Source organism: Streptomyces niveiscabiei (genome assembly GCF_033794345.1).
Lineage (GTDB): Bacteria > Actinomycetota > Actinomycetes > Streptomycetales > Streptomycetaceae > Streptomyces > Streptomyces niveiscabiei.
In genome coordinates this window covers 23738-42639 of the sequence record NZ_JARAYJ010000040.1, presented here as the reverse complement: position 1 = coordinate 42639, position 18902 = coordinate 23738, and the positions used below count along the sequence as shown (strand labels likewise).

The window sequence follows — 18902 nt, the reverse complement described above, 5'->3', positions numbered from 1 at the left end:
GGCGAACAACCTTGCGCCCGCCCGCATGGCCCCACACCCCCTTCTCACGCACACTGCGCAGCCGCTGGGCCACCCAGCGTAACTCGCGGCCCTTCCGCGCGGTTGCACTTGTCATGGTTGGCTCGCTCCCCACGCTCACCTCCGTCACCACGGTCCCCTCCCCGCGCCGTCCGCCCGGGCCCCGCTCCGGATTCCGCGGTTGGTACGAGAACGACCTGGGCTGGCCGACAGTGCCCGGATCCCCGGTACGACTAATCACGGGCCGCGCCTTCGACGTCCTGGAGGTCCCGAGGGAAGCGGGGCTGGCGGCGCTGGAACACCTCAGGGCGGGGGCGGAGGCGGGGGCGGCGGAGAGGCACGGGCTGCGCGGGGACCCGACGGGCGGGCGGGCGGCCTGCGAGGGGCGCCCGGCGCGGGAGCGGGCCATCGCCGAGGAGTGTCCGGGGTGTGAGCAGCCCGTCCGCGAGGGGGGCCCGGCGCGGGAGCGGGCCATCGCCGAGCGGTGTCCGGGGTGTGAGCAGCCCGTCCGCGAGGGGGGCCCGGCGCGGGAGCGGTCCGTCTGTGTGGGCCCCGTCCTGGTGTGCGGTGACCGGATGGGGTTCCTGGTCGCCGCCGGCGGGGCCGAGGAGGTGCCGGGGATTCTGCGGTGGCTGGAGTGGGGAGCGCTGCCGCTGGATCTCGTCGCGGTCGGGGCGGGCGGGAGTGTGGTCGCACCGCTGCCGCCGGGGGCGCCGCGCCGGGGTGCTGTACAGGGGGCCGCCGTGTGGCTGCGGCCCCCCGTTCCGGGTCGCGAGGAGTCCTCGCTGCCGACGATGTCGGCGCCGGGGGGCAATGAGGGCGCCCCCGGTCTCGTGCGTCTGGTGGACACGCTGGCGACTCACACGCACCGTGTCCGCCTGCGGAGCGCGAGCGCTCAGCCGTTGGCCTTCTCGTAGGCCTCGCGGATGGTCGCGGGAACACGGCCGCGGTCGTTGACGTCGTAGCCGTTCTCCTTCGCCCAGGCGCGGATCTGCGCGGTGTCCTGGTTGCCGCCGGCCGCGGCACGGGCCTTTCCGCGCCCGCCGGAAGCACGGCCACCGGTACGCCGGCCGCCCTTCACATACGCGTCGAGAAGGCCGCGCAGCTTGTCCGCATTGGCCGTCGTGAGATCGATCTCGTAGGTCTTGCCGTCCAGCGCGAACGTCACGGTCTCGTCCGCCTCGCCGCCGTCGAGGTCGTCGACAAGAAGGACCTGAACCTTCTGTGCCACCGGGTATTCCTTTCATCGATAACGTGAGGGCCGAGGCTCTGCGGCGTCCGCCGTTTCACCGCCCCTAGTTATATGCACTACGCAGTACGTCGGAAAGCAAACCGCTTTTGCTGGGAAAACACAAACCCCTGGGAGAGACCGGCCCCCCGCCCCGACCGGAAACGTGCGCGTTTCGGACATAGGACCCCTGGGCAAGGTCGATCACAGATGCAGAAGCATCCGGCTGTTGCCCAAGGTGTTCGGTTTCACTCGTTCGAGTCCGAGGAACTCGGCGACGCCCTCGTCATAGGAACGGAGCAGCTCCGCGTAGACATCGGTGTCCACCGGCGTCTCGCCGATCTCCACGAAGCCGTGCTTGCCGAAGAAGTCCACTTCGAAGGTCAGACAGAAAACCCGGCGAACACCGAGCCAGCGCGCCGTGTGCAGCAACTTCTCCAGCAACTGATGCCCCACACCGGAGCCCTTCAGGCCGGGCTGGACGGCGAGAGTACGGACTTCCGCGAGGTCTTCCCACATGACGTGCAGCGCCCCGCACCCGACGACCTCGGCGTTGTCGTCCCGTTCCGCGACCCAGAACTCCTGGATGTCCTCGTAAAGCGTCACCGTCGCTTTGTCGAGCAGGATGCGCCCGCGCGCGTAGTCGTCGAGGAGTGCGCGTACGGCGGGGACATCGCCGGTGCGCGCGCGCCGGACGGTGATGGCTTTGGCGGGAGGGTTCTCCGCCGGAGGGTTGTGCGCTGACATGTGCCGGACGCTATCGCCCGGCGTTCCCGGCCGCCGCGCCGGGGCTCCGCGCGGGCGTCTCCGGCCCCTGGACCATCCGTACGGCGTCCCGCAGCGCCTCGCGCTGTTCCTCGCTCATCATCCCGAAGAAGGCGACGAGAGCGGCGGCGGGGTTGTCGCTCTGGCTCCACGCGTCGTTCATGAGGGCGGCGGAGTACGCCGCGCGCGTGGAGACCGCCTCATAGCGATAGGCCCGGCCCTCCGACTCCCGGCGGACCCAGCCCTTCTGATGGAGATTGTCCAAAACGGTCATCACCGTGGTGTAGGCGATGGACCGTTCCTGCTGGAGGTCTTCCAGGACTTCCCGAACGGTCACCGGGCGGTTCCACTTCCACACCCGCGTCATGACCGCGTCTTCGAGTTCTCCCAAGGGGCGAGGCACGCTCAGCACACTAACGGGAGATCCCCGCATTCACCTCCCGAAACGAATCTTCCTGGAGGAAAGAGAACGAATGGGACGTACGGCGACGAGGCACCGTCAGCCCTCGGCGCCGCCGGAACCCGGCTGCCGGGCCGCCTCCGCGCGCGCGAGCGCCGCGTCGACGGCCGCGTCCTCCTTGGCCTTGTTGGCCCCGCCCTGGGTCTTCACGATCACGCGGATCAGACCGATGAAGAGCACGGCCATGACGACAGGGGGCACGAGCGCGGAGACGTAGTCCATGGATCCAGGGTAGCCACGGAGAAAGCGGACATCCGGGCGGGGTCGGGAAGGGCGGGACGCCCTGGTCGGGGCCGTCCGCGCCCGCGCGGGGGTGTTCCGCCGGGCGGATCGGCAGATCCCGGGGCGGTATTCCAGAGCTTTTGAAAACCCCGAGCCCCGCTCAAGGTCCTCCGGGTATCCTCACGGCCCCGTCCGCACGGTCCGGCGTTCCCGGCGATCACGCGCGCGGGGCGGCCGGCCAGGGAATCCGTGACCCCCATGCCCGGGAAATGCAGGCACCAGGGGACCGGAACCGGTAAATCCGAGGCCGGAAAATCCCGGACTCCGACGATTCCGAGCCACGAAGAAGCCGGGCCGGGGAAACGGGAGGGCCCTCAAACGCTGCCCGATCGCGAACACCGCCCACCGAGAGCGCTCCCGCGAGCACGGTCAGGTCAATTTCCCCCGCGAACCCGGTCACCACGATCAGTGAGCGTCCGATGACTACTCCGGCCCGCGCTTCTCCCCTCGAATCCCGGGGAGCCCGGCAAGGCACCGCATTGCCGGACGCCTTCGCCGCCGCCTATAGCCCCGCTCGAACGACGCCCGCGCCCGCCGCGAAACACCCGCATAGCCGCTCCATAGAACGAAACGCGTTCCGCAGGGCGCCTCGCCGTGGCGCCCTATACCGACGGACCGCACGCACACCCGCGCGGGCTCACGGCAGAACGGGGCATTCCCGGGCGGGACCGGGACGCGCCGCACAGAACCCCGCGCCCGCGCGCCTGGGATTGCCGGGACGGGAGTCACCACACGCGAAACCCGCCCGCAGCCGGGCATTCCCGGACCGGGAGTCGCCGTACGGCGAACCCCGCCCGCACGCCGGGCATTCCCGGAGCGGACGGTGCCCCACGGCGAACCCCGCTCTCACGTCGGGCATTCCCTGGCCGGGCGGCGCCGTCCGAGAACCCGCCCGCGCGCCGGCATTCCCGACCCGGGGGGGCACGTAGCTCATTTCGGGCCGGGCGGCGCCGCTCAAGAACCCCCGTCGGGCATTCCCGGGCCGCGCGGCGCCATGCGAGAACCCCGCCCTCGCGCCGGCCGTGAGCGGGCCGGGGTTTCGAGGGCGGGGCGGGGGATCGGGCCCGGCGGGACGTCAGCCCGCCGCGAGGCGCTCCTCCGGGTCGGCCGGGGGCGTGGGCGGGGCCGGCTTGCGGCGGGGGAAGACCTCGCCGGGCGTCGGGATGGGGCGCCGGGCGGGGTCGGGGGCCGCGGGCCTGGCGGGCTCGTCGGCGGGTCCGGGCGCCGGGCGCTTCTGCGGGGCCGGCGGCTCGTCCCCCGAGGCCTCCTCGAAGCCGCCGTCGGGCGACAGGCCGCCCGGGAGGGCCAGGAGGCGGGTACGGGAGGGCGGGACCGCCGGAGTCGGCGTGAGCGGCGCGGGGACGGCATGGCGGGTCGTCCTGCGGGCCAGCCGGCTGCGGACGTCCTGCTCGGCGAGCACCTGGCAGCGGCTCAGGAGGGTCGCCGCGAGCGGGTTGCCCCGCAGGGCCCGCAGGGCGGCGAGGTCGTCCGGCTCGGGCCGGTACCCGGTGCCCAGCACCTCCTCCAGCAACGTCAGGTACCCGGCCGCCGTACCGGGCAGCGCCGCCCGGTACCGGACGAGGTCGGCCACCAGGAACGTCCGCAACCGAGCGGCCTCGCGCAGCGCCTCGTCGAGAGACGTCGCCAGCCGATGACAGTCCTGGATGTCCTCTGCCGAGGCGGGACCGGGATGAAGGGCGAGGGCGAGAGCGCGACGGAGCACACGCAGCTCCTCCGCACCGAACGCCATGCCGCCGCGGGATCCGTATGGCGTGGGCATGCGGCAACGATACGCGCTAATCAGACAAATTCGACATATCCGTCAGGCGTGGCGCGGACCTTTCGCCCACAGGAACCTCACGGGCGGGCGCGCGTGGAGAACGGCGGGGAGGAGGGAGGGGACACGGGACGGACGGACCGGACCCCGCGAGCCCGCCCGCCGGCGGCCTCTCCGCCCACCGGAACACGCCCCCGCGCGTACGGATCACATCCGCGAGACGTTCCGTTCGTACACCAGTCGCAGCCCGATCAGCGTCAGCCACGGCTCGTGCTCGTCGATCACCGACGCCTCGCCGAGGACCATCGGCGCCAGGCCGCCCGTCGCGATGACCGTGACGTCCTCGGGATCGGCGGCGAGTTCGCGGGTCATGCGCTGGACGACCCCGTCGACCTGCCCGGCGAACCCGTAGACGATCCCGGACTGCATGGCCTCGACGGTGTTCTTGCCGATGACACTGCGCGGGCGCGCGACCTCGATCTTGCGCAGCTGGGCCCCTTTGACGCCGAGCGCCTCGACGGAGATCTCGATGCCGGGGGCGATGACGCCGCCGACGTACTCCCCGCGCGCGGACACCGCGTCGAAGGTGGTCGCCGTCCCGAAGTCGACGACGACGGCGGGCCCCCCGTACAGCTCGACGGCGGCGACGGCGTTGATGATGCGGTCGGCGCCGACCTCCTTGGGGTTGTCGGTGAGGATCGGCACACCGGTCTTGACGCCGGGTTCGACGAGGACGGCGGGGACGTCGCCGTAGTACCTGCGGGTGACCTCACGGAGTTCGTGCAGCACCGAGGGGACGGTCGCGCAGATGGCGATCCCGTCGATGCCGTCGCCGAGCTCGTCCCCGAGGAGGGGGTGCATGCCCATCAGCCCCTGGAGGAGGACGGCGAGTTCGTCGGCCGTCCGGCGCGCGTCCGTGGAGATCCGCCAGTGCTCGACGATGTCCTCCCCGTCGAACAGCCCGAGGGTGGTGTGCGTGTTGCCGACGTCGATCGTCAGAAGCATCGCTTCACTCCGCCTCACGCAGATCGAGGCCGATGTCGAGGATCGGCGAGGAGTGGGTGAGCGCGCCGACGGCGAGGAAGTCGACGCCGGTGTCGGCGTACGCGCGCGCGTTGTCGAGCGTGAGCCGCCCGGACGCCTCCAGCAGCGCGCGCCCGCCGACGATCCCGACGGCCTCCGCGCACTCACCGGGCGTGAAGTTGTCGAGCAGGATGAGGTCGGCGCCCGCGTCGACGACCTCACGGAGCTGGTGGAGGGTGTCGACCTCGACCTCGACGGGGACGTCGGGGAACGCCTCGCGGACGGCCTTGAAGGCCTGCGAGACGCCCCCGGCGGCCACGACGTGGTTGTCCTTCACCAGCGCGGCGTCGGAGAGCGACATGCGGTGGTTGACGCCCCCGCCGCAGCGCACGGCGAACTTCTCCAGGGACCGCAGCCCCGGCGTCGTCTTGCGGGTGTCCCGTACGCGCGCGCTCGTGCCCTCCAGCGCGTCGGCCCACGCGCGCGTGGCGGTCGCGATCCCGGACAGCCGGCACAGCAGGTTGAGGGCGCTGCGCTCGGCGGTGAGCAGGTCGCGCGTGCGCGAGGTGATCGACAGCAGCGTCTGCCCGGCCTCGACCCGGTCGCCGTCCTCGACGTGCCGCTCGACCTCGAACTCGTCCGTGCAGACGATGGAGACGACGGCCTCGGCGACCCTCAGGCCCGCGACGACGCCCGCCTCGCGCGCGACGAAGTCGGCGGTGGAGACGGCCTCCTCGGGGATGGTCGCGACGGTCGTCACGTCCACCCCGTGCGCGAGGTCCTCCTGGATCGCCACGTTCGCGACGTCCTCGACCTCGACGGGGTCGAGCCCCGCGTCGGTGAGCAGGCCGGCGAGCGCGGGGTCGAGCCCGCACTCGAGGTACTCGGCGTATTCGGCGTACTCGGCGTCGCCCTCGGCTCCGCACGCGCAGCCGTCGCCGCAGCCGCCGCTCCGGACGCCGCTGTCGACGCCGTTCTCGACGAGGGGAAGGTCGTTGCTCACTTCGGTCACTGCTCCTGGGGGCGCTGGGTCGGGGGGAAGTCGGCGGTCTCCGTGGGGCGCACGGCGAGCGAGCGGTCCGGGTTCAGCCGTACGACGATGTGGCGGCGCCAGGCGTCGTCGTCGCGGTCGGCGTGGTCCTCGCGCCAGTGGCAGCCACGGGTCTCCTCGCGCAGGCGCGCGGCGGCGACCAGGACGCGGGCGACGCACAGGAGGTTGGTGGCCTCCCAGGTGTCGACGCCGGGCTCGGCGGTCTTGCCGTTCTCGTCGAGGGCGCCGCGCGCGTGCGCGTGGAGGGCGTCGAGCCGGTCGGCGGCCTGCTGGAGGGAGGCGGCGGAGCGCAGGACGCCCGCGCCGTCGCTCATGATCCGCTGGATGGCGAATCGCTCCTCGGGGGCGAGGAGGGGGTGCTCGGGGGTCTGCGGGGTGTCGACCGGCGCGGGCACGCGCGCGGGGAGGCCGGTCCCGGCGATGCCCTCGGCGATGTCGGCGGCGATCCGCTCGGCGTAGACCAGCCCTTCCAGGAGCGAGTTGGAGGCGAGCCGGTTGGCGCCGTGGACGCCCGTGCAGGCGACCTCGCCGCACGCGTACAGGCCCGGTACGGTCGTCCGGCCCCGGGCGTCCGTACGCACGCCCCCGGAGGCGTAGTGGGCGGCCGGGGCGACCGGGATGGGCTCCTGGACGGGGTCGATGCCGTGCGCGCGGCAGGCGGCCAGGATCGTCGGGAACCGGTGTTCCCACATGTCCGCGCCGAAGTGCCGGGCGTCGAGGTACATGTGCTCGGCGCCGAGCTCCTGCATGCGCCGCATGATGCCCTTGGCGACGATGTCCCGGGGCGCCAGCTCGCCCAGTTCGTGCCGGCCCACCATGAAGCGCACGCCGTCCGCGTCGACCAGGTGGGCGCCCTCGCCGCGCACCGCCTCGGAGACGAGCGGCTGCTGTCCCTCCGCGTCGGCGCCGAGGAACAGCACGGTCGGGTGGAACTGGACGAACTCCAGGTCGCTGACCTCCGCGCCCGCGCGCAGGGCGAGCGCGACGCCGTCGCCGGTCGACACGGACGGGTTGGTCGTCGCGGCGAACACCTGTCCCATGCCGCCGGTCGCGAGGACCACCGCGGGCGCGTGGACGGCGCCCACGCCGTCGTGCTGGCCCTCGCCCATCACGTGCAGGGTCACGCCCGCCGTGCGGCCGTCGGCGTCGGTCAGGAGGTCCAGGACGAGCGCGTTCTCGACCGTGCGGACGCCCCGCGCGCGGACGGCCTCGACGAGCGCGCGGGAGATCTCCGCGCCGGTCGCGTCCCCGCCCGCGTGCGCGATGCGCCGACGGTGGTGGCCGCCCTCGCGCGTGAGCTCCAGGTCGCCCTCGGCGGACTCGTCGAAGTGCGCGCCGGTCGCGATGAGCCGCCGTACGGCGTCGGGGCCCTCGGTGACCAGGATGCGTACGGCGTTCTCGTCGCACAGGCCCGCGCCCGCGACGAGGGTGTCGTCGAGGTGCTGCTCGGGGGTGTCGCCCTCGCCCAGGGCCGCCGCTATGCCGCCCTGCGCCCAGCGCGTGGAGCCGTCGTCGAGGCGGGCCTTGGTGACGACGACCGTGTTCAGGCCGGCGGCCTCGCAGCGCAGGGCGGCGGTCAGGCCGGCGACGCCGGAGCCGACGACCACGACGTCGGCGGTGACGGCCCAGCCGGGCGCCGGGGCGTGCAGGCGGGGGCGCAGCGCGTCTGCGGCGGGCGGGCGTATGCCTGTGGTGCTCACGAGGCGGCTCCGAAGGTCAGCGGGAGGTTGTCGATCAGCCGGGTCGTCCCCACCCGGGCGGCGACGGCGAGGACGGCCTCGCCGGTGAAGTCGTCCCCGATCTCCGTGAAGTCGGCGGGGTCGACGAGCGCGAGGTAGTCCAGCGCGAGCGGCGGGTCGAGGCGGGCCGCCTCGTCGAGCACCGTGCGCGCGGCGGCGCGGATGCCCGCGGCGCCCGCGGCGGCCTGGGCGACGGCGTGCGTGTCGGCCGCCGCACGGGACTCGCCGATCGCGCTCAGCGCCTGCGCGCGTGCCTGTGTGGCGGGTACTTCTCGCGCGCGGGCGCGCAGGGCCTCCTGCGCGGCGTGCCGGTCGCGGCCCGCGAACAGCGCGCGCGAGAGGGCGAGTCCGGTGCGGCGTTCCTGGGGCGAGAGGTAGCGGTTGCGGCTGGAGAGCGCGAGGCCGTCGTCCTCGCGGACCGTCGGGACGGCGACGATCTCCACGCCGAAGTTCAGGTCGCGCACCATGCGCCGGATCAGGGCGAGCTGCTGGGCGTCCTTCTGGCCGAACAGCGCCACGTCCGGGCGCGTGAGGTGCAGGAGCTTCGCGACGACCGTCAGCATGCCGTCGAAGTGCCCCGGGCGTACGGCGCCTTCGAGGCGCTCGCCCATGGGGCCCGCGCTGATGCGGACCTGGGGTTCGCCGCCCGGGTAGACCTCGTCGGCGGAGGGCGCGAACACGGCGTCCGCGCCGGCCTCCTCGGCGATCTTCAGGTCGGCGTCGAGGGTGCGCGGGTAGCGGTCGAGGTCCTCGCCCTTGCCGAACTGGAGGGGGTTGACGAAGACGGTGACGACGACCTCGCCGTCCGGTCCGGCGATCTCGCGCGCGGCGCGGACGAGGGTGGCGTGACCGTCGTGGAGGGCGCCCATGGTCATGACGACGGCACGCGTGCGGGCGGGGGCATCCGTGCCGGCGCCGGAGCGACCGCCGCGCGCGCGGGCGTCCAGTTCCGCGGCGGTGCGCAGCAGGGCGAGGCTCATCGGGCGTCTCCTTCGATGCCGGGCGTGCCGTTCGGGCCGGAGGCGCCGCCTGCCAGCACCCCGAGCAGGTCCTGCGCGAGCTCCGGCTTGAGCAGGCCGTGCGCGAGCGCGCGGTCGGCGGTGGCGCGGGCCATCGCGAGGTAGCCGGCGACGGTCTGGGGCGCGTGCTTGCGCAGCTCCCCGACGTGCGCGGCGACCGTGCCCGCGTCCCCGCGCGCGACCGGCCCGGTGAGGGCGGCGTCGCCGGAGCGCAGCGCGTTGTCCAGGGCGGCGCCCAGGAGCGGGCCGAGCATGCGGTCGGGGGCCTCGACGCCCGCCTCGCGCAGCAGCTCCATGGACTGGGCGACCAGCGTGACGAGGTGGTTGGCGCCCAGCGCGAGGGCGGCGTGGTACAGCGGGCGGTTCTCCTCGGCGATCCACTCGGGCTCGCCGCCCATCTCGATGACGAGGGCCTCGGCGGCCAGGCGCAGTTCGTCGGGGGCGGTGACGCCGAAGGAGCAGCCGGCGAGGCGCTGGACGTCGACCGGCGTGCCGGTGAACGTCATCGCCGGGTGCAGGGCGAGCGGCAGGGCGCCCGCGCGCAGGGCGGGATCGAGGACCCGCGTCCCGTAGCGGCCCGAGGTGTGCGCGAGGAGCTGGCCGGGGCGGACCGCGCCGGTGTCGGCGAGGCCCTGCACGAGGGCGGGCAGCGCGTCGTCGGGGACGGTCAGCAGGACCAGGTCGGCGCGGCCCAGGACGTCCTCGGGGGTCGTCAGGGGCACGTCGGGCAGCAGGAGGGCGGCGCGCTTGCGGGAGGCGTCGGAGACGCCAGAGACGGCCACCGGGCGGTGGCCGGCGAGTTGGAGGGACGCGGCGAGGGCGGGGCCCACCCGGCCGGCGCCGACGACGCCGACGGTGAGCCGCGCGGGGCGGTCCCTGGGGTCTGGCTGGTGCACTGTAGTCACGCGACGGCGGCCTTCCCGTTCCAGTCCGCATCTGGGTACCGGACGATTTCTCGTCATGTTAACGCGATCTGTTCCGGGGCGGCCGGTTGTCCACAGGCTGTGCATATTGCGGATGCCTCCGCCCGCCGTCGCACGGCATGATCCGGGCATGACCTCAACGCCCGGCCCGCAGGCCGACGAGTCCCCCGCCGAGCAGCTGCGCGAGCGGCGCATGACGGCCCAGCGCGAAGCCGCGCACATCCTGTCCCGCCCCCCGTACCGCGCCTCCCTGCGAGAGCGCATGGCACATCTCGCGGAGGCGGCCGAGGGGTACGACCTCGACGAGCGCGCGGACGTGTACGGCAACGGTGTCGTCGCCGCCCTGGAGGAGCGGGTCGCGGGTCTGCTGGGCATGGAGGCCGCCGCGTTCTTCCCGACCGGCACGATGGCCCAGCAGGTCGCGCTGCGGTGCTGGGCGGGGCGTACCGGCGTGCGCGCGGTGGCCGTGCATCCGCTGGCCCACGTGGAGGTGCACGAGCGGGACGCGCTCAGCCAGGTCGCCGGGCTGCGGCCGGTGCACCTGACGGACGAGCCGCGGCTGCCGACGCCGCAGGAGGTGCGCGAGGCGGAGGAGCCGTTCGGGACGCTCGCGCTGGAGCTGCCGCTGCGGGACGCCGGGTTCGTGCTGCCGTCCTGGGAGGAGCTGACGGCGACGGTGGCCGCCGCGCGCGAGCGCGACGCGGTGGTGCACTTCGACGGCGCGCGCCTGTGGGAGTCGGTCACCCATTTCGGCCGTCCCCTGGAGGAGATCGCCGCTCTCGCGGACAGCGTGTACGTGTCGCTGTACAAGTCCCTCGACGGGCTGAGCGGCGCCGTCCTCGCGGGCCCGCGCACGCTGGTCGCGGAGGCCGCGGCGTGGCGCCACCGCTACGGCGGCACGCTCTTCCACCAGTTCCCCGCCGCCCTCACCGCGCTGGCGGGCCTCGACCGCGAGCTGCCCCGGCTGCCGGAGTACGTCGCCCACGCGCGCGTGGTGGCCGACGCCCTGCGGGAGGGGTTCGCGCAGGCGGGCGTCCCGTGGTTCCGCGTGCACCCGCGGGTGCCGCACACCCACGAGTTCCAGCTCTGGCTGCCGTACGACCCGGACACCCTCTCGGAGGCGGCGGTGCGCCAGTGCGAGGAGACCGGCACGTTCCTGTTCGCGTCGCCCTGGGACGCGAAGGGGCCCGGGGTGTCGTACACGGAGGTCTCCGTGCGGGCGGCGGGCCTCGCGTGGGGCGTCGAGGACGTGAAGCGGGCGGTCGCGGAGTTCGTGGCGCGGCTGCCCGAGGAGGCCGCCGATTGACGGCCCCCGTCAATCGGCGGGGGCGTTGTCGGTGGCGGGGTGCACCATGGGCGCATGAGCGTGAGCATCGACTTCGCCGGGGTCCGGCCCGAGCAGGTGGCCTTCGTCCCGTCGCCGCTGGCCGAGCTCGGGATGGCGCTGCACGCGCTGTCGGAGCCGGGGCACCACCCGGGCATCCAGGGGTGGACGGGCAGCGTCCTCGCGGCGCTCGACCCGCATCTCGCCGACCGGATGTGCGAGGCGGACTTCCTGTGGCGGACGGTGTTCTCGGACCTGTTCCTCGCCTGCGCGGGCGTGCCGGGCGCACTGCCCGGGGAGACGCTCGCGGAGGACCTGGCGCTGCTGGACAAGCTGCCGGACGACCAGTTCGTGGACGCGGCGCTGGAGTTCGCGTGCCCCGCGTGCGACTGCCCGGCGCCGGGCGTCCTCGCGGACCCCGTCCTGCGGGCCCGCGTCCTGGACCTCGCCGCCTCGCGCGGGCCCCGGCAGCTGGCGTTCGCGCGGCGGCTGCTCGACGACCCGCCCGGCGTGCGCGCGTGGCTGCGGCGCTTCCTGGAGGACTGCGACGAGGCGTTCTTCGCGGAGACCTGGGAGCGGCTGAGCCACCAGCTCGCGGCCGACGCCCGGCACAAGACGCAGATCCTGCACCGGCGCGGGCCCGCTGAGGCGTTCGCCGCGGTCTCCCCCGCCGTACGGCTCGACGAGGAGCGCGGGCAGATCGTCGTCGACAAGCTCGTCGAGAGCCGCACGTCCGCGCGGGACGCCGGCCTGCTGCTGATCCCGACGAGCCTGGGCCGCCCGCACCTGAACGTCCTGCACCGCGAGGGCTGGCGCCCCCTGCTGCACTACCCCGCGCACTCCCCGGCCCCCGACCGGGTGCCCTCGGTCGAACTGCTCACCCTGCGGATGAACGCGCTGTCCCACCCCGTGCGCATGCAGCTGTGCCGCAACCTCGCGCGCAGCGCGTACACGACGACGGAACTCGCCCGCATCCACACCATGTCCGCGCCGGAGATCTCCCGCCACCTCGCCGCCCTCAAGAAGGCCGGCCTCATCACGACCCGCCGGCGCGGCAGATACGTCCTGCACCAGCTTGACGTCGCCCTGGTGGCCCGCCTGGGCAGCGACTTCCTGGAGGGCATCCTCCGCTAGCGCGGGCGCCCTCAGGCGTGGCCCCCGCCCGCGCGCACGAGGCCCGTCTCGTAGGCGAGGACGACGACCTGCACGCGGTCGCGCAGGCCCAGCTTGGTGAGGATGCGCCCGACGTGCGTCTTGACGGTCGCCTCGGACAGCACGAGCCGGGCGGCGATCTCCCCGTTGGACAGCCCCTGGGCGACGAGGATCATCACCTCGCGCTCGCGCTCCGTGAGGCGCTCCAGCTCCTTGTGCTCGGGGGCGCGCCCGGAGCTGGGCAGCATCGGCGCGAACCGGTCGAGAAGACGGCGGGTCGTGGAGGGGGCGACGACCGCGTCACCGCTGTGCACGGAGCGGATCGCGGCGAGCAGCTCCCCCGGGGGCACGTCCTTCAGCATGAACCCGGAGGCGCCCGCCTTCAGCCCGGAGAACGCGTACTCGTCGAGGTCGAACGTCGTCAGGATGAGCACCTTCGGCGGGTCGGGCTCCTCGCAGATGCGCCGGGTCGCCTCCACGCCGTCCAGCTTCGGCATCCGTACGTCCATGAGGACGACGTCGACCTCCGTGGACCGCACCACCTGGAGCGCCTCGACCCCGTCGCCCGCCTCCGCGACGACCTCCATGTCCGGCTGGGCGGCGAGCACCATCCGGAACCCGGTGCGCAGCAGCACCTGGTCGTCGACGAGCATCACGCGGATCGTCATCGGGTCCTCTTCCGTTTCCATGTCCATGCGTTCGTGTCGGGGCGTTCGTGCCGGATGTCCGTGACAGGTGTCAGCAGGGCGTGTCAGTGCGCCGGTTTGAGCGGGAGCAGCACGCTGATGCGGAAGCCTCCTCCGGGGCGCGGACCGGCGTCCAGGGTCCCGCCGACCATACCGACGCGCTCGCGCATGCCGATCAGTCCGTGCCCCTGCCCGTCGGCGCCGCCCTCCTCGTACAGCTCGTGCGGGGCGCCCTTGCCGTCGTCCTCGACGAGCAGGCCGAGGCCGTCGTCGAAGTAGACCAGCCGCACGCTGGCGCCCACGTTCGGGCCGCCGTGCTTGCGCGTGTTGGTCAGCGCCTCCTGGACGATGCGGTACGCGGTCAGCTCGACGCCGCTCGGCAGGGCGCGCGCGGTCCCCTCGACCTTGAAGTCGACGGGCAGCCCGGAACCCCGGCACTGCTCGACCAGGTCCTCGATCTGCTCGACGTCCGGCTGCGGGACGTACTCGCCGCCCTCCCGGTGCTCCCCGGTGCGCAGGACGCCCAGCAGGCGGCGCATCTCCGCGAGCGCCTGGCGGCCGGTCGACGAGATGGTCTCCAGCGCCTTCTTCGCCTGGTCCGGTGCGGCGTCCAGGACGTACGCGGCGCCGTCGGCCTGGACGACCATCACGGACACGTTGTGCGCGACCACGTCGTGCAGCTCGCGCGCGATGCGCGCGCGTTCGGCGGCGACGGCGACCTTCGCCTGCGCCTCGCGCTCGCGCTCCAGACGGGCGGCGCGCTCCTCCAGCTGCGCGAGGTACGCGCGCCGGGTGCGCATCGAGTCGCCCAGCACCCACGCGAGGACGAACGGCACGGTCAGGAAGACGACGGTGACGATGTTCGCGCTCTCGCTCGCGTCGTCCGGCCAGCGCAGCTGCGCCGCCGTCGCCGCGCACACGCCCATGGCGAGCGCCACCCGCGACGCCCAGCGGGCGCCGACCGCCGCGACCGTGTAGACGATCATCAGCATCGCGAAGTTCGCCACGTTGACGCCCACGCCCAGCACGAGCTGCGCGCAGCCCGCGACCGCCGCGAGCACCAGCATGGCCTCCGGCATCCGCCTGCGCAGGGTCATCACCAGGCACAGCGCGACGACCGTCGGCAGCACCACCGGCAGGGAGTTCGTGCGCCCGACCTCGTGGTTCGCCGTCTCCGTGACGAAGGCGAAGCCGAAGAGGACCACGGCCCAGAAGCCGTCCACCCCGGTCGGGTGCCTGCGGAAGAAGTCGTAGAGGCGCTGCACGTAACCCAGCGTAGGGATGCGTGATGCCCCTGTGGGTCAACCGGAGGACCGATCCGTATAGCGCGCGCATACTCCGCAAGGTGGAGGGAGTGATCAGCTGTACGCATAGTCTGGGCGGGCGGCCGGGGAGGTGAGAGGCGTGGCGACGGCCTCGTGGCACGGGTGGCGGACGGCCGCCCAGAGGGCCCTGTACGGCCCTGAGGGCTTCTACCGGCGCCCCGAGGGCCCCGCCGGTCACTTCCGGACCTCCGTCCACGCCTCGGCGCTCTACGCCCGCTCCGTGGCCGCGCTGCTCACCCGGGTCGACGAGGCGCTCGGCCGACCGGAGACGCTGGACTTCGTGGACGTCGGCGCCGGCCGAGGCGAACTGGTGACGGGGGTGCTGGCGGCTCTGCCGTACGACGTCGCGGCGCGCACGCGCGCGTGGGCCGTCGAGATCGCCGGGCGGCCCGCCGGGGTGGACGAGCGGATCGCCTGGACCGCCGAGGCGCCGCGCGGCGTCACCGGGCTCCTGTTCGCCAACGAGTGGCTGGACAACGTGCCCGTGGACGTCGTCGAGACGGACGCCGGCGGGGTCCCCCGCGTCGTCCTCGTCGGCCCCGACGGCACCGAACGCCTCGGCCCGCCCGTGTCCGGCGAGGACGCCGAGTGGCTGGCGCGCTGGTGGCCGCTGGGCGCCGAGGAGGGCCTGCGCGCGGAGATCGGCCTCCCGCGCGACCGCGCCTGGGCGTCCGCCGTCGCCCGCGTCGAGCGGGGACTCGCCGTGGCGGTCGACTACGCGCACGCGCGGGATTCCCGGCCGCCCTTCGGGACGCTCACCGGGTTCCGCGCGGGGCGCGAGGTCGTACCCGTGCCGGACGGGACGTGCGACATCACGGCGCATGTGGCACTGGACGCGTGCGCGGACGCCGTGCCGGTACCGGCGGCCCTGCGCACCCAGCGGGCCGCGCTGCGCGCCCTGGGCGTCACCGGCGTACGGCCGCCCCTGGCGCTGGCGTCCACCGACCCCTCCGCGTACGTGCGCGCGCTGGCGGCCGTCGGGGAGGCCGCCGAACTCACCGCGCCGGGCGGGCTGGGCGACTTCGGGTGGCTCGTGCAGCCGGTCGGGATCCCGGACCCGCTCGCCCTGTAGGAGGGCCGGCCGGGGCCTACTTGTCGATGTCCCCCACGACGAAGAACATCGACCCCAGGATCGCCACCATGTCCGCGACCAGCGTCCCCGGCAGCAGCTCCGTCAGCGCCTGGATGTTGTTGTACGACGCGGAACGCAGCTTGAGCCGGTACGGGGTCTTCTCGCCCTTGCTGACGAGGTAGTAGCCGTTGATGCCGAGAGGGTTCTCGGTCCAGGCGTAGGTGTGGCCCTCGGGGGCCTTGAGGACCTTCGGGAGGCGCTGGTTGATCGGGCCCGGCGGGAGGTCCGCGACGCGGTCCAGGCAGGCGTCCGCGAGGGCGAGCGCGTTGTGCGTCTGCTCCAGGAGGGACTCGAAGCGGGCGAGGCAGTCGCCCTCCTGCCGGGTGACGACCTTGAGGACGTCCTGGAGGTCCCCGTACGCGAGATAGGGCTCGTCGCGGCGCAGGTCGAGGTCGACGCCCGACGCGCGCGCGATGGGCCCGCTCACGCCGTACGCGTGCACGGCGTCGGCCGACAGGACGCCCACCCCGCGCGTGCGGCCCCGGAAGATCTCGTTGCCGAGGACCAGGTCGTCGAAGACGTCCATCCGGGAGCGGACGGCGGCGACCGCCGCCCGCGCGCGGGAGGTCCAGCCGGCGGGGAGGTCCTCCTTGAGACCGCCGACCCGGTTGAACATGTAGTGCATGCGCCCGCCGGAGACCTCCTCCATCACGTCCTGGAGGACCTCGCGCTCGCGGAACGCGTAGAACACCGGCGTGATCCCGCCGAGTTCCAGCGGATACGAGCCAAGGAACATCAGGTGGTTGAGGACCCGGTTCAGCTCCGCGAGGAGTGTGCGCGTCCACACCGCGCGCGCGGGGACCTCCATGCCGAGCATGCGCTCCACGGCGAGCACGACACCCAGCTCGTTGGAGAACGCCGACAGCCAGTCGTGCCGGTTCGCCAGCATGATGATCTGACGGTAGTCACGGGCCTCGAAGAGCTTCTCCGCACCCCGGTGCATGTACCCGATGACGGGCTCCGCGTGGACGATCCGCTCGCCGTCCAGCACCAGCCGCAGCCTGAGCACACCGTGCGTGGAGGGGTGCTGCGGGCCGATGTTCAGCACCATGTCGGTGCTCTCCGCCGCCCCGCCGATCCCGACCGTGGTCTCCGTCGTAGGAGTCATGGTTCCAGTCTCCCCTACGTACGCTGGCGGCATGGAGACGGGGAGCGCGCGGGGCGCCGAGAGCGTGGGGGCGGAGCCGGTGTGGACCGGCCTTCCGCCGGGACTGCTGCGGATGCGGCGGCTGTTGCTGGTGGTGTGGCTGGGGGGTGCCTCGATCGCCCTGGGGGTGTGCCTGTGGCTTTTCGTCGCCCCCGCGTGGGCGCTGTGCGCGGTTGCGCCGGTGGCCCTCACCGTCTGGGGGTGGGTGCTGCTCGGCCGCAACTGGCGGTCCTGGCGGTACGCCGAGCGCGCCGACGACCTGCTGATCAGCCGGGGTGTGCTGTGGCGCGAGGAGACCGTCGTGCCGTACGGGCGGATGCAGCTCGTGGAGGTCACCTCCGGGCCCGTCGAGCGGTACTTCGGGCTCTCCAGCGTCCAGTTGCACACGGCCGCCGCCGCGACCGACGCGACCATCCCGGGACTCGACCCGGCCGAGGCGGAACGGCTGCGCGACCGGCTCACCGAGCTGGGCGAGGCCCGATCGGCGGGGCTGTGACGACGCCGGGCGCGCAGGACGGCATACGCCTGGAGGCCGAGCCGCCCGGCGAGGCGCCGCCGGTCGTCGAGCACCGGCTGCATCCCGTGACGCCGTTCCGGCGCGCGTGGGCGCCGGTCGCCGTCCTCGCCGGCTGGGCGGTCCACGATCCCGGCCAGGCGCAGGAGCAGCTCACCCGGCTGACGTCGACGACCCTGCTGATCGCCATCGCCGTCGTCGTCCCCGCGTCCGCGCTGTACGGGTTCCTCAGCTGGTGGTTCACGCACTTCTCGGTGACCGACACCGAACTGCGCATCCGTACGGGGCTGGTGTTCCGGCGTACCGCGCACATCCGGCTGGAACGGGTGCAGGCGATCGACATCTCCCAGCCGCTCCTCGCGCGCGTGGCGGGTGTCGCGAAGCTGCGGCTCGACGTCATAGGGACCGACGACAAGGACGAGCTGGCCTTCCTGGGGGAGCGTCAGGCGCGGGCGCTGCGGGCCGAACTCCTCGCGCGCGCGGCCGGGTTCGCGCCCGAGACCGCGCACGAGGTCGGGGAGGCGCCCACGCGCGAGCTGCTGCGGGTGACGCCGCGCGACCTCGCGATCGCGCGCCTGCTGTCGGGGGGTACGTGGGTCGCGCTGCTCGGTGCGGCCGTGCTGGTGCCGTTCCTGTGGATGGCCACGAACTGGTGGACCGCCCTCGTCGCCGGGCTGCCGATGCTGGGGGCCGCCGGGGCGGGGACCGTGGGGCGGTTCGTCACCGAGTACGACTGGACCGTCGGGGAGTCTCCCGACGGGCTGCGGCTCGACCACGGGCTGCTCGACCGGTCCCACGAGACGGTGCCGCCCGGGCGCGTGCAGACCGTGCGCGTCGTCGAGCCTCTGCTGTGGCGGCGGCTCGGGTGGGTGCGGGTCGAGCTGGACGTCGCCGGGTCCGAGAACTCGCTGCTCGTGCCGGTCGCTCCGCGGGCCGCCGCCGAGGCCGTCATCGCGCGCGTGCTTCCCGGTGTGACCGTCCCCGGTGTCCTGACCCGCCCGCCGAAACGTGCCGGCCGTGTCGCGCCGGGGTGGTGGCGCGGCTACGGCATCGCCGTCACCGACCAGGTCTTCGCCTCCCGCCACGGCCTCCTCCGCCGCCACCTCGCCCTCGTCCCCCACGCCAAGGTCCAGAGCGTGCGGCTCACCCAAGGGCCCTGGGGGCGGCTCTGGCGGCTCGCCAGTGTCCATGTGGACACCGGGGCCGACAAGACCGTTTCCGCCCGCCTGAGGGACGCCCACGAGGCCGCCGCCCTCCTCGCCGACCAGTCGACCCGCTCACGGACGGGCCGCCACGACGCGCCGCCGGACCGGTGGATGGCGTAAGGGCGGGGAGCG

The 18902-nt window shown here is 73.8% G+C and carries 19 protein-coding genes; 6 read left to right on the top strand and 13 right to left on the bottom strand.

Annotation, left to right across the window (positions count from 1 at the left end):
- The first annotated feature begins 113 nt into the window (after positions 1 to 113).
- A complete protein-coding gene (locus PV682_RS36670; protein ID WP_407705803.1) occupies positions 114 to 935 on the top strand; it encodes an SCO3374 family protein in 822 nt (273 codons plus the stop codon).
- Here PV682_RS36670 and PV682_RS36665 read toward each other — a convergent pair.
- From PV682_RS36665 to PV682_RS36620, 10 genes are all read right to left on the bottom strand, one after another.
- Complete coding sequence (locus PV682_RS36665; protein WP_010351472.1) at positions 914 to 1249, bottom strand: histone-like nucleoid-structuring protein Lsr2; 336 nt, start codon at positions 1247 to 1249, stop codon at positions 914 to 916. The two genes, PV682_RS36670 and PV682_RS36665, sit on opposite strands and share 22 nt — an antisense overlap.
- A gap of 201 nt (positions 1250 to 1450) precedes the next feature.
- Entirely contained in the window at positions 1451 to 1993 is a 543-nt protein-coding gene (locus tag PV682_RS36660; protein WP_055723106.1) for an amino-acid N-acetyltransferase, read from the bottom strand.
- Between the two features lie 10 nt (positions 1994 to 2003).
- Positions 2004 to 2402: a BlaI/MecI/CopY family transcriptional regulator gene (locus PV682_RS36655; protein WP_319736092.1), complete on the bottom strand. Its 399-nt coding sequence runs from the start codon at positions 2400 to 2402 to the stop codon at positions 2004 to 2006.
- 108 nt (positions 2403 to 2510) lie between these two features.
- Complete coding sequence (locus PV682_RS36650; RefSeq protein ID WP_319736064.1) at positions 2511 to 2693, bottom strand: hypothetical protein; 183 nt, start codon at positions 2691 to 2693, stop codon at positions 2511 to 2513.
- Positions 2694 to 3828: 1135 nt separating this feature from the next.
- Positions 3829 to 4503, bottom strand: coding sequence for a hypothetical protein (locus tag PV682_RS36645; protein ID WP_319736091.1), 675 nt, complete (start codon positions 4501 to 4503; stop codon positions 3829 to 3831).
- A 234-nt stretch (positions 4504 to 4737) separates the two neighbouring features.
- The gene (locus tag PV682_RS36640; protein WP_187747992.1) at positions 4738 to 5535 is read right to left on the bottom strand and encodes a type III pantothenate kinase; all 798 of its coding nucleotides are present in this window, start codon (positions 5533 to 5535) and stop codon (positions 4738 to 4740) included.
- Between the two features lie 4 nt (positions 5536 to 5539).
- Positions 5540 to 6556, bottom strand: a complete 1017-nt coding sequence (gene nadC, locus PV682_RS36635) for a carboxylating nicotinate-nucleotide diphosphorylase (protein ID WP_319736063.1) — start codon at positions 6554 to 6556, stop codon at positions 5540 to 5542.
- Positions 6557 to 6561: 5 nt separating this feature from the next.
- Entirely contained in the window at positions 6562 to 8304 is a 1743-nt protein-coding gene (locus tag PV682_RS36630; protein ID WP_319736062.1) for an L-aspartate oxidase, read from the bottom strand.
- On the bottom strand, positions 8301 to 9323 hold the full coding sequence (panC, locus tag PV682_RS36625) for a pantoate--beta-alanine ligase (RefSeq protein WP_319736061.1): 1023 nt from the start codon (positions 9321 to 9323) through the stop codon (positions 8301 to 8303). The genes PV682_RS36630 and panC overlap by 4 nt, the downstream gene beginning before the upstream one ends.
- Positions 9320 to 10267, bottom strand: coding sequence for a Rossmann-like and DUF2520 domain-containing protein (locus PV682_RS36620; protein ID WP_319736060.1), 948 nt, complete (start codon positions 10265 to 10267; stop codon positions 9320 to 9322). Before PV682_RS36620 ends, panC begins: the two co-directional genes overlap by 4 nt.
- A 148-nt stretch (positions 10268 to 10415) precedes the next feature.
- Between PV682_RS36620 and PV682_RS36615 the strand changes: the two genes are divergently transcribed.
- Positions 10416 to 11591 carry a threonine aldolase family protein gene (locus PV682_RS36615; protein ID WP_319736059.1) on the top strand — a complete coding sequence of 392 codons (1176 nt, stop codon included), beginning with the start codon at positions 10416 to 10418 and terminating at the stop codon, positions 11589 to 11591.
- A gap of 54 nt (positions 11592 to 11645) precedes the next feature.
- Positions 11646 to 12743 carry a DUF5937 family protein gene (locus PV682_RS36610; protein ID WP_319736058.1) on the top strand — a complete coding sequence of 366 codons (1098 nt, stop codon included), beginning with the start codon at positions 11646 to 11648 and terminating at the stop codon, positions 12741 to 12743.
- A gap of 11 nt (positions 12744 to 12754) precedes the next feature.
- On the opposite strand, the gene PV682_RS36605 is transcribed toward PV682_RS36610, so the two are convergent.
- Both PV682_RS36605 and PV682_RS36600 read right to left on the bottom strand, forming a co-directional pair.
- Entirely contained in the window at positions 12755 to 13429 is a 675-nt protein-coding gene (locus PV682_RS36605; protein WP_055720992.1) for a response regulator, read from the bottom strand.
- An 83-nt stretch (positions 13430 to 13512) separates the two neighbouring features.
- Entirely contained in the window at positions 13513 to 14712 is a 1200-nt protein-coding gene (locus PV682_RS36600; protein ID WP_319736057.1) for a sensor histidine kinase, read from the bottom strand.
- Positions 14713 to 14851: 139 nt separating this feature from the next.
- On the opposite strand from PV682_RS36600, the gene PV682_RS36595 reads away from it, so the two are divergent.
- The gene (locus PV682_RS36595) at positions 14852 to 15844 is read left to right on the top strand and encodes an SAM-dependent methyltransferase (protein WP_319736056.1); all 993 of its coding nucleotides are present in this window, start codon (positions 14852 to 14854) and stop codon (positions 15842 to 15844) included.
- A gap of 16 nt (positions 15845 to 15860) precedes the next feature.
- Here PV682_RS36595 and PV682_RS36590 read toward each other — a convergent pair whose 3' ends face one another.
- A complete protein-coding gene (locus tag PV682_RS36590) occupies positions 15861 to 17012 on the bottom strand; it encodes an NADH-quinone oxidoreductase subunit D (protein ID WP_319736055.1) in 1152 nt (383 codons plus the stop codon).
- A 31-nt stretch (positions 17013 to 17043) separates the two neighbouring features.
- Between PV682_RS36590 and PV682_RS36585 the strand changes: the two genes are divergently transcribed.
- Both PV682_RS36585 and PV682_RS36580 read left to right on the top strand, forming a co-directional pair.
- A complete protein-coding gene (locus PV682_RS36585; RefSeq protein WP_112483971.1) occupies positions 17044 to 17547 on the top strand; it encodes a PH domain-containing protein in 504 nt (167 codons plus the stop codon).
- The gene (locus PV682_RS36580; protein WP_407705802.1) at positions 17544 to 18890 is read left to right on the top strand and encodes a PH domain-containing protein; all 1347 of its coding nucleotides are present in this window, start codon (positions 17544 to 17546) and stop codon (positions 18888 to 18890) included. Before PV682_RS36585 ends, PV682_RS36580 begins: the two co-directional genes overlap by 4 nt.
- Positions 18891 to 18902: the final 12 nt, after the last annotated feature.

What these genes read in the sequence shown, in the direction of transcription:
- PV682_RS36670 (WP_407705803.1), top strand. Translation starts at nt 114, where the DNA reads ATGGTTGGCTCGCTCCCCACGCTCACCTCCGTCACCACGGTCCCCTCC.
- PV682_RS36660 (WP_055723106.1), bottom strand. Translation starts at nt 1,993, where the DNA reads ATGTCAGCGCACAACCCTCCGGCGGAGAACCCTCCCGCCAAAGCCATC.
- PV682_RS36650 (WP_319736064.1), bottom strand. Translation starts at nt 2,693, where the DNA reads ATGGACTACGTCTCCGCGCTCGTGCCCCCTGTCGTCATGGCCGTGCTC.
- PV682_RS36645 (WP_319736091.1), bottom strand. Translation starts at nt 4,503, where the DNA reads ATGGCGTTCGGTGCGGAGGAGCTGCGTGTGCTCCGTCGCGCTCTCGCC.
- PV682_RS36640 (WP_187747992.1), bottom strand. Translation starts at nt 5,535, where the DNA reads ATGCTTCTGACGATCGACGTCGGCAACACGCACACCACCCTCGGGCTG.
- panC (WP_319736061.1), bottom strand. Translation starts at nt 9,323, where the DNA reads ATGAGCCTCGCCCTGCTGCGCACCGCCGCGGAACTGGACGCCCGCGCG.
- PV682_RS36615 (WP_319736059.1), top strand. Translation starts at nt 10,416, where the DNA reads ATGACCTCAACGCCCGGCCCGCAGGCCGACGAGTCCCCCGCCGAGCAG.
- PV682_RS36610 (WP_319736058.1), top strand. Translation starts at nt 11,646, where the DNA reads ATGAGCGTGAGCATCGACTTCGCCGGGGTCCGGCCCGAGCAGGTGGCC.
- PV682_RS36605 (WP_055720992.1), bottom strand. Translation starts at nt 13,429, where the DNA reads ATGACGATCCGCGTGATGCTCGTCGACGACCAGGTGCTGCTGCGCACC.
- PV682_RS36590 (WP_319736055.1), bottom strand. Translation starts at nt 17,012, where the DNA reads ATGACTCCTACGACGGAGACCACGGTCGGGATCGGCGGGGCGGCGGAG.
- PV682_RS36585 (WP_112483971.1), top strand. Translation starts at nt 17,044, where the DNA reads ATGGAGACGGGGAGCGCGCGGGGCGCCGAGAGCGTGGGGGCGGAGCCG.